Source organism: Paraburkholderia sp. LEh10 (assembly GCF_017814945.1).
In the GTDB taxonomy this organism is placed as follows: domain Bacteria; phylum Pseudomonadota; class Gammaproteobacteria; order Burkholderiales; family Burkholderiaceae; genus Paraburkholderia.
Map to the genome: position 1 here is coordinate 1 of NZ_JAGIPX010000129.1, position 9542 is coordinate 9542.

Below are 9542 nucleotides of genomic sequence, written 5' to 3' on the forward strand. Positions count from 1 at the left end.
AGCGGCTTTCTTTGCCTACTTTCTTTGCCGCGGCAAAGAAAGTAGGTGCCGCCCCGCACAGGGGCAACGCCTGCGCCACGAGGCGCATCGCGGATGCCCGCGCAAAGGCAAAACAAACCGCAATCGCGGATGCCCGCGAAAGCGGCACAACACACCGCAATCGCGGATGCCCGCGCAAAGGGCAAAACAAACCGCAATCGCGGATGCCAGCGATAGTGGCAAAACAAACCGCAATCGCGGATGCCAGCGACAGCGGCAAGACAAAACCGCATCGCGAAAAGAGCAAAAAACCACTTAGCGTCGCAGACGAAAAAAAACCTCAAAGCTTCTGCGCCATAGCAAGCACAAAAATCCGCGCCCACTGCCGCGCTTCGCGCTCCGACTTCACCGGCAAGCGCCACTCGGGATGCACGCTATCCTTCACATCGAGCTTCACCTGCCACCGCTCGCCATCACGCATCGCCTGTGCATCGCGCAGATCCGCGAAGATATACGAACCGCGCTCGCCCGCAACCTGCACATCACACAAACGCTTGCCCGCCGCGAGCCGAACGCCGCCCCACTCGCCTTTGAGTTCGTGCGTCCAGTCGCCGTCGCGGATATTCGCCGACACTTCCTTATGACGTCGCCACCACCACGCAAGCGCCGCCAGCAACAACGCCGCCACGAGCACCGCGACGCCCACGGCCACGCCGAACCCGAAGCGCGCCGATAACGCGTGAAACGCCTGCACGGCGCCGTAAATCAATGCGATCAGGACGAGCAGTCCAACGACTATCGGCATGGCGAAAAGTCCCGTCGAAGTGCAAGAACATCATCCGGGCGCACCCGATTACGCGGTGCTAAAGCGTGCAAAACAACATCGGCGTTCCGTTATGCACCGCGCCGCGCGAATCAAAACGCAGCGGACCACGGCAAACCGCGCACGACACGCCGTCAAGGCTGCTTGTGCGTCGCGGCCCACTCCTTGAGCGCCTGCATCGTGTTCGCGACATGCTTGTCCGGCGACAGGCTCGTATATTCGTAGATGACCTTGCCGTCAGGCGCGATCACATACGACACGCGGTTTGCCATCGATGCGTGCATCGGCAAACCCGCATCGTATGCGTTGATGACCTTTGACTCGGGATCGGCGGCGACGGGGAACTTGCTGCGGCATTCGCTCACGGAGAACTTCGTCAGCGTGTCGATGTTGTCGTGCGAAACGCCGATGACGGTCGCGCCGTACTTCTTGTATTCATCGACGGCCTCGGCGAACTCATGCGCCTCGATCGTGCAGCCCGTCGTGAAGGCGGCGGGATAGAAGTACAGCACGACGGGCCCTTTCTTCAGCGCGTCGGATAGCGCATACGTATAGGTCTTGCCACCCAGCGACGCCTGCGTCGTGAAGTCGGGCGCGCTATCGCCCGGCTTGAGCGTGGCGGACGCCGTCAGCGAATGCAGTGACAGGCTCGCGCACAGCGCAGCCGCGAGCGCGAACAGCACAATCTTTTGCTTCATGTCGAGTCCTCGAATCGTGAACGCGCGATACCGTCGCGACGCCGCGCCCTCGCGAAGTTCCCAAAGAGGACGAAGCCGCCGCAACCATCAGTCATTCGCGATATTGGACCACGTTTGGCGATTGCGCGTTTGCGTGCGGCACAACGACGGCCGCACGCGTTTTTCAGTCCGCTCGCGATCGATGGCCGCACTGACCGCGCATGCGGCACACACGCAATGCGAGCCTCACTCAGCAAGATGCGCGCCGAACCAGGCGGCCGCCGACAGGTTCAACTCGGCAAGCACGACGGGCGTCAGCGCCGCGAATTCTTCGAGCGATTGCGCGCTCGCGATCGCGGCTGCGTCATGCGCCGCGCCCGCCGCTTCCGCGATGCTCAACAGCGCGCCCATCGGCCCTGAACGTTCGACGATCGCATCGCGAATCAGCGGCGACAGGTCCAAAGGATCGAGGGTTGCATCCGGCGTCGAATCCACCAGCACATGCACCAGAGAAAACACGCCCGTGAGGAAAGCGGCGTCGGCGAATGCTTCGTCATTCGGGCGAATCCAGCGCGCGGCCAGTTCCATGAAGCGCGCGCGCGTGCCCGCCAGTTGCACGAGGGGATCGGAGCGCCACGGCAGATCGCCGCCGCCCGCGTACAACAGCAGTTGCGCCCAGCGCGCGATCTGCCGAGTGCCCGTCGCGATGATCGCCTCACGCAGCGACGCGATATTGCGCCCCAGGCCGAACGCACTCGAATTGACGAGCCGCAGCAGTTGCATCACGACATTCGGATTACGCTTCAATTCGGCTTCGAGTTCGACGATGCCCGCGTCGCGCGCGAGCAGCGCGAGCAGCCGCAACAGCGACGTGCGCGACGAGCGCGTGCGGCGCGTCGACAGCACCTGCGGGCGCGCGAAGAAATAGCCTTGAAACAGGTCGAAGCCCAGCTCGCGGGCAAGCGCGAAATCTTCGCGCGTCTCGACCTTCTCGGCGATCAGCGTCTTGCCGTGCCCGCGCAGCGCCTGCGTGAGACGGGCAAGCTGCGCGCGGTCCGTCTGCAGAAAGTCGATCTTGACGATGTCCGCATGCGGCAACGCGGCGAGCAGGTTCGGCGACAGCTCGCACACGTCGTCGAGCGCGACGCGAAAGCCCGCGCGCCGCAGATCGTCGATGCGCGCGATGAGCCGCGCGTCGAACATCACCGTTTCGAGGATTTCGAGCACGAAGCGCCCGGGCTCCATCAGATGCACGATATCGTCGAACAGCAGGTCACGGCCGATGTTGACATAGCCGCGATGCGTGCCGAGCACGGACGGCACGCCGATGCCGCCGATCGTGCGCACGACCACCTGCGCAGTGGCCTGCGCGTCGTCGGCGACTTGCGCGTAGTTGTGCGCGCCGCCACGAAACAGCAGCTCGTACGCATGCACCGCGCCATCGCGGTCGAGTATCGGTTGACGCCCGATATAGACGAACTGCGCCGATGCGATCGCCTCGACCTCGTCGCCCGTTTGCGCAAACGTTTGGGGATGGCCGGCTTCGTCGTTGTCTTGGAACGGATCAGGCATTTTTAACGGCTGCGTGGATTCGAAAAACGGCTTGCATGCTCTCGCATCATGCTCATAAGGCCAATTAACGGTGCGCGATCGCCGCCACTTTAGCGGAAATCCATCGGCATATGCATCGCATGCGAATGGGTTACCGCACGTTATGGCGCTTTTTACGGGCAAACGCTAAAGATTCCGTTGCCAGCGTCGTTATCCCGTTCTGATGGACGGCCTCGTGCCTGCCCCGACCGTGGCGGGCTCGCGGGCATCGCGCGGCTGTCCAGCCTCACGACGAACCGGGTAGTCAGCGACAGACATGGAAGCGACCAGGATCACCACAGCCCGCCGTGGCTTGCTGCGCACGGCGATCGAGCGATTTCGCGCGGTCCGTCAGCCCGCGCGCAAGGCCACTGCACAGGGCCTGCCGCATGCGCTCGAACAGGCCGCGGGCGCCGTCGACTTCCTCGCGCAGGTGGCGCGCAACCTCACCTTCCTGTACGTGTCGGAGGCGAGCCTGCGCTTCATCGGCTACCACCGCGAATATCTGCAGACCGTCACGCTGCACGAGCTCGTCGCGCCCGACGACGTGCCGCGCCTCGATGCCGCGCTGCGCCGCGCCGAGGAAAGCGGCAACGTCGAAAAGGTCACGCTCGATCTGATCAAGTCGCTGACCTACCCCGTGCCCGTCGAGCTGCGCATCGTGCGCAACTGCCACGACGGCATCGAAGGCTATGCGATCGCGGGCTTCGACGTATCGAGCTGGCGCGCGACGGAAGCAAGCCTCAAGCACCAGCTGCATCACGATCATCTGACGGGCCTCGCGAACGTGCCCGCCCTCGTCGACGAAATGCGCCACGCGCAGCACAAGGCGGACGCGACGGGCAAGTCGGCGGCCCTGCTGCTGCTCGACCTCGACGACTATCAGCGCGTGAACCGCGCGCTCGGCTACGACGCCGGCGACGAGATGCTGCGCGACACCGCGCGCCGCCTCGCCAACATGGTGACGCAAGGCGAAGTGATCGCGCGCATCTCCAGCGACGAATTCGCGATCCTGCTGCCACCCGTGCACGCGCGCGCGGACACGGCCATTGCCGCGGAAGCCCTCGCGCGCCGCCTGTTGACGGCGATCCAGCAGCCGTACGCGTTCAACCGGCAGCCCGTGCATCTGTCGGCGAGCGTCGGCATCGCGCTCTATCCGGACACGCAGCACAAGGCCGACGCCCCCGACACCGCGCCGCGCGACAGCCAGTTGCTGCGCTGGGCCGACCATGCGCTGTTGCGCGCCAAGGCAGCGGGCGGCAACACGCTCGCGTTCTACGTGCCTGATGACAGCCCCGCCGACGCCGAGCGCCTGAAGCTCGAATCGGACCTTTACGACGGCGTGCGCAACGGCGAGTTCTCGCTGCACTTCCAGCCGATCACGAGCAGCCACACGCATGGCGTGGTCGGTGTCGAAGCGCTGATCCGCTGGCAGCATCCGCTGCATGGGCTCGTGCCGCCTTCGATGTTCATTCCGCTTGCCGAGTCCGTCGGTCTCATCAACTACCTGGGCAACTGGGTGCTGAAGGCCGCGTGCATGCAGCTGATCCGCTGGGACGCGCAAGGCATCCGTCTGCAATACGTCGCCGTCAACGTGTCGCCGCAGCAGTTCCGCGACCCGCGCTTCAAGGAGAGCGTGCGCGAAGCGATCGCGCTGACGGGCATCGATCCGCACCGGCTCGTGTTCGAGATCACGGAGAGCCTGCTGATGCACGATCCTCAGCACGCGACCGCGTTGCTCGAAGAACTTACGGGCCTCGGCATCCGCTTCGCCGTCGACGACTTCGGCACGGGCTATTCGAGCCTTGCGTATCTGCAACGCTTTCCGCTCGCGAAGCTGAAAATCGACCGGAGCTTCGTCGAGAATCTGCTAACCTCGCGCAACGATCAGGCGATCGTCAGCGCTGTCGTGGGACTTGCGCAGACACTCGATCTCGAACTCGTCGCCGAAGGCGTCGAGACGGAAGAACAGCGCGAGCTGCTGACCGAAATGGGCTGCGACCACATTCAGGGCTGGCTCGTCTGCAAGGCACTGCCGTCGGAAGAACTCGCACAGCGCTTCGAATCGCGCGCGCTTCACATCCATGGTGAAGCGTGATCGGGCTCGTGCGTGTTGATGCCGTATGCCGGCAACGTCGCGGCGTGCCTCTAACTGGAACTTGTATGGCTTTTGCGGGACTCTCATGCTAAAAGCTGCGCTGCTTGACCGGCTCTGGGCCCGCATGAACGAGCGCGGCGATTTTCCGATGCTGCAGCAGTCGCTTCGCTCGACAATGGCCGCGATGAATAACGACGACCTCGATTTCAGCGCGCTCGTGCAAATCGTGCTCTCCGACTTTGCGTTGACGCAGAAGGTGCTGCGTCTCGCCAATTCGGCGATGTACATGGCGTTCGGCGGCAACATCACGACCGTCTCGCGCGCGCTGATGGTGCTCGGCATGGACGCCGTCGGGCATCTCGTCGTCGGCCTGAAGATCGTCGATCACTTTCATCACAGCGTTCCGCGCCGCATCGATGCGAAGCTCGAACTCAACCGCACGATGCTTTCGGGCTGCGTCGCGCGCAAGCTCACGGAGCGCGGCGATCTGCGCCAGGGCGAGGAAGCCGTCGTCTGCACGCTGATGCGCCAGATCGGCAAGCTGCTCGTCGTGTTCTATCTCGACGCGGAGTGGGATCAGATTCGCCGCCAGGTCGATACGGGCATGGGCGAGAACGAAGCGTGCGAAACCGTGCTCGGCGTGACGTTCCAGGAGATCGGCCTCGAAGCGGCGACGCGCTGGCGTCTGCCCGAGATGATCCGCGTCGGCATGACCGGGTTCGACCCGCTGCAGGACGACGAACCGCGCCAGGTGCAATGGCTGCGCGCGCTCACGAACTATTCGACGGAAGTCGCGAACGTTCTGACTCAGCCGAATCTACCCGAATCGCAGCGCGACGTGCGCATTGCGGAGCTTGCGCAGCGCTATAGCCGCACGCTCAATACCGATCCCGACGTGCTCGTCGAAATGAGCCTGACGCTCGCGGAAGAAGAAGCGCGCGACGGCCTGATGCGCGAGATCTACGAACTGCGCGCGAATGCGGACGCGATCGCACGCGAGTCGCTCGATCCCGAGTCGTGCATCCGCGCAGGTGTCAACGAGTTGCAGGCGTTGCCCAGCGACAGCGGACTCGCGCCCGCTCTCGCGTTGGCATCGGAAACAGTGCTGGCTGGCCTGCAGTTCGAGCGCACCGTCGTGTTCGTGCGACTCGCGAGCGGGATATTCCGGGCGACGATGAGCTTCGGCACCGCGATCGAAACAGCGCTGGCCAAGCTCAGCTTTGCGACCGCGTTCGAACCCGACGTATTCCATCTCGCGATTGCGAACTCGGTTGGCATCTTCATCGAGAACGCGCGCGATCCGAAAATGCACGCGCGCTTGCCGGACTGGTATCGCCGCGCGTTCAGCGGTGTGCATGCGTTCGTGCTGCTGCCGGTGGTGATGGAAAATAAATCGACGGTCGCGCTGGTCTACGGCGACTGGGCGAATCACGATGTACCGCGCCGCATTTCGCAGCGGGAAATGGCCGCGCTCAACGAGCTCACGCGCGAGTTGGGACGGTTCTTCGCGCACGCGCCCGTGAGTGAAGTCGAGATGCTTTGATGGTTGCGCTTTGATGGTTGCGCTTTGATGGTTGCGCTTTGATGTCTGCGCTTTAGTTCACTCGGCGAAGTGCCGGTGACGGCAAGCATCGGCTGCCCCCGGCATGCGCGGTCTCGTACTTCGAGCCGCGCATCCGTTCGTATCAATCCTGAATCCGCTCCAGTCCCGCCGCTTCGGCGCTGCGATCGGCGATGCCCGCCCACGCGGCCGCGACGAGACCCATCTGCGCGATGTCGCGCACCTGCAGACCTTCGAGCTTCGCACACGCGCTTTCGATGTCGTCCCATGCGCCGCGCTCCAACGCTTCGATCGACGTCAGCAGCGTGCCAAGCACGCCTTCGCGCTGGAGAATCGCATCGCGGATCGGGCGGGACAACGCGAGCACATTCAGCGTGTGTTCGAGCGAGCCGCCGAACACCGCGTCGACGAACGAGAACACGCCCGTGAGGAATGCCGCGTCGGTTTCGTCACGGCCCGCTTCGGGCAGACGCTCGACGGCGAGTTCCATGAAGCGCGCGCGCGTCGCGGCGAGTTGAAGCAGCGGGTCGTCTTCGAGTGCGACCTTGCGGCCGTCCGCGTACAACAGCAATTGCGTCCAGCGCGCGATGCGGTTCGTGCCCGTCGCGTTGATCGCCTCGCGCAGCGTCGTGACCTTGCGCCCCATCGCGAGACCGCTGGAATTGGCGAGACGCATCAGGTGCATGACGAGCACGGGGTTCAGCTTCAGTTCTGCTTCGAGTTGCGCGACGGTCGGCTCGCCGCCCAACAGTTGCAGCAGATTCAGCAGCGCGTGACGCGGCGCGCTCACCTTGCGCGCGGCCGCCTCTTGCGGATGCGCGAAGTAGTAGCCCTGAAAGCGGTCGAAGCCGAGGTTGAACGCCTGTTCGAACGTGGCCTGCGACTCGACGCCCAGCGCAATCAGCAGCTTGCCTGCCGATTTCAGCACGCTCGCGAACTTCGCCAGCATCGATTGCGGGACGCGGTTGATGTCGATCTTCACCGCGTCCGCATACGGCAGCAGGCGTGCGAACTTCTCGTCGGCTTGCGCGACATTGTCAAGCACGAAGCGATAACGGCGGCCATGCAGTTCGACGATGCGCGCGATCAGCGCGTCGTCGGCTTCGATGTCGGGCGGCAGCCCGAACATGAAGCGCTCGGCGGGAATATGGCGGATCGCGTCGTCGAACAGCAATTCGCGCGTGACCTGCAGATAGCCTGGATGGTTTGCGAGCGCCGCGCGGACGTCGTGATGCAAAACGGCGCGGACGATGGCTTCCGTCGCACTGGGCTGCCGGTTCGAAGGCGTTGCGCGATCCAATGTGCCGGCGGAGCCTTCGGCGTGCGCGTCCGCGGTATCCGCGCCATCGGGCCGCCAGACCTTGAGTTCGAAGGCGCACAACATGTTGTCGCGATTCAGGATCGGCTGACGGGCAAATGAAACGTTTGCGCTCGCGTCCTGAGTAATGCCGGGAGCGCCTTCTGCCTGGCGTTCGTCAGCGACTGCGGTGGTGGTCATTCCGGTCCCCTGTCGACCCGGGATGGCACTCAACGTGCCTGGGTCTGGTCGTGCTCTCGTCTTGTTGAGTGTCGTTCTGGCGGCTTTGATCGACGCGCCCGCACTGCGCGCGACGCGTCGGGCCGTCTTTCCCGCCCGCCGATTTTAGCGCAGGCAGAAATGCACAGGGGCAAAACGAAGCGAAAAAAGGCTGGAAAACAAGGGGAAAACGAAACCGGCCGCACGAAGCGGCCGGCCAGGCTTCGGCATCCGATGCGTCGATCGATGCCGGATGACACGCGTATTACTTGAGCACGACCTTGACGTCGAAATACTTTGCGGCGAGGCGGTCGATCGTGCCGTCGGCCTTCAGTTCCTTCAGCGCCTGGTTGACGGCATCCTTGAGCGCGGCGTCGCCCTTGCGAAGGCCGAAGCCGACGCCCGAGCCGAGCAGCTTTTCATCGGAGACGGACGGGCCGGCGAATTCGAAGCCCGCGCCTTGCGGCTTCTTGAGGAAGCCCTTCGAGGCCGCTTCCGCGTCCTGGAACGATGCATCGAGACGCCCCGCGACGAGATCCGCGTAGACCTGGTCTTGCGTCTGGTACGCAATCACGTCGACACCGGCGGGCGCCCACTTCGCCTTTGCGTAGGTTTCCTGGATCGTGCCTTGCAGCACGCCGACGTGCTTGCCTTTGAGCGATGCGGCCGTCGGCTGCAGCCCGCTGCCCTTCTTCGCGATCATCTGATTGGGGATCACGTAGATGGGATCGGTGAAGTCGATGACGGCGCGGCGCTGGTCGGTGATCGACATATCCGAGTTGATCGCGTTGAACTTGCGGGCCTGGAGCGCGGGAATGAGGCCATCGAACGAGTTCTCGACCCACACGCATCGGGTCTTGAGCCTGGCGCAGACGGCGTTGCCGATGTCGATATCGAAGCCTTGCAGGTCGCCAGCGGGCGACTTCGATTCGAACGGCGCGTACGACGCCTCGACACCGAAACGGATTTCCTTGATCTCGGCGGCCGTTGCGTTTGCTGTCACCAGGGCGCTTGCCAGTGCGGTAAGCGCGGCTATTTTTTGCCAACTTGTTTTCATTGATGCTTTTCCTCCAGAAGTACTTGTGCGGGCGCCGCGAAGCGCGGCATTTTACAGGGGTGTGCGCTTTTGCCCTGCGGGGCAGATGTCATGCGGTTTGTTTTTGATTTGCCTTTGCGTGGGCATCCTTAGCGATCGTGGTGTGTTTTGCCTTTGCGCTGGCATCCGCGATTGCGGTTTGTTTTGCCGCTGTCGCTGGCATCCGCGATGCGCCTCGCGGCGCAGGCGTTGCCCCTGTGCG

The 9542-nt window shown here is 63.8% G+C and carries 8 protein-coding genes; 2 read left to right on the forward strand and 6 right to left on the reverse strand.

The window, feature by feature from the left end; all coding sequences use genetic code 11:
* The 4 genes from J8I87_RS42375 to J8I87_RS42390 form a co-directional block, all read right to left on the reverse strand.
* Positions 1-259 (reverse strand): hypothetical protein (locus J8I87_RS42375; RefSeq protein ID WP_409518887.1); only part of this gene is annotated, 259 nt, incomplete at its 3' end.
* Positions 260-319: 60 nt separating this feature from the next.
* Entirely contained in the window at positions 320-784 is a 465-nt protein-coding gene (locus J8I87_RS42380) for a hypothetical protein (protein WP_209938524.1), read from the reverse strand.
* A gap of 152 nt (positions 785-936) precedes the next feature.
* Complete coding sequence (locus tag J8I87_RS42385) at positions 937-1500, reverse strand: peroxiredoxin (protein ID WP_209938525.1); 564 nt, start codon at positions 1498-1500, stop codon at positions 937-939.
* 225 nt (positions 1501-1725) lie between these two features.
* The gene (locus J8I87_RS42390; protein WP_209938527.1) at positions 1726-3051 is read right to left on the reverse strand and encodes an EAL and HDOD domain-containing protein; all 1326 of its coding nucleotides are present in this window, start codon (positions 3049-3051) and stop codon (positions 1726-1728) included.
* Between the two features lie 295 nt (positions 3052-3346).
* Between J8I87_RS42390 and J8I87_RS42395 the strand changes: the two genes are divergently transcribed.
* Both J8I87_RS42395 and J8I87_RS42400 read left to right on the forward strand, forming a co-directional pair.
* Positions 3347-5167 (forward strand): putative bifunctional diguanylate cyclase/phosphodiesterase, encoded by a 1821-nt coding sequence (locus J8I87_RS42395; protein ID WP_245254582.1) that lies wholly within the window; start codon positions 3347-3349, stop codon positions 5165-5167.
* A gap of 85 nt (positions 5168-5252) precedes the next feature.
* Positions 5253-6710 (forward strand): HDOD domain-containing protein, encoded by a 1458-nt coding sequence (locus tag J8I87_RS42400; protein ID WP_209938529.1) that lies wholly within the window; start codon positions 5253-5255, stop codon positions 6708-6710.
* Between the two features lie 142 nt (positions 6711-6852).
* Here the strand turns inward: J8I87_RS42400 and J8I87_RS42405 are convergent, their stop codons facing one another.
* Both J8I87_RS42405 and J8I87_RS42410 read right to left on the reverse strand, forming a co-directional pair.
* The gene (locus tag J8I87_RS42405; protein ID WP_209938530.1) at positions 6853-8226 is read right to left on the reverse strand and encodes an EAL and HDOD domain-containing protein; all 1374 of its coding nucleotides are present in this window, start codon (positions 8224-8226) and stop codon (positions 6853-6855) included.
* A gap of 283 nt (positions 8227-8509) precedes the next feature.
* Entirely contained in the window at positions 8510-9301 is a 792-nt protein-coding gene (locus J8I87_RS42410; RefSeq protein ID WP_209938531.1) for an ABC transporter substrate-binding protein, read from the reverse strand.
* Between the last annotated feature and the right edge of the window lie 241 nt (positions 9302-9542).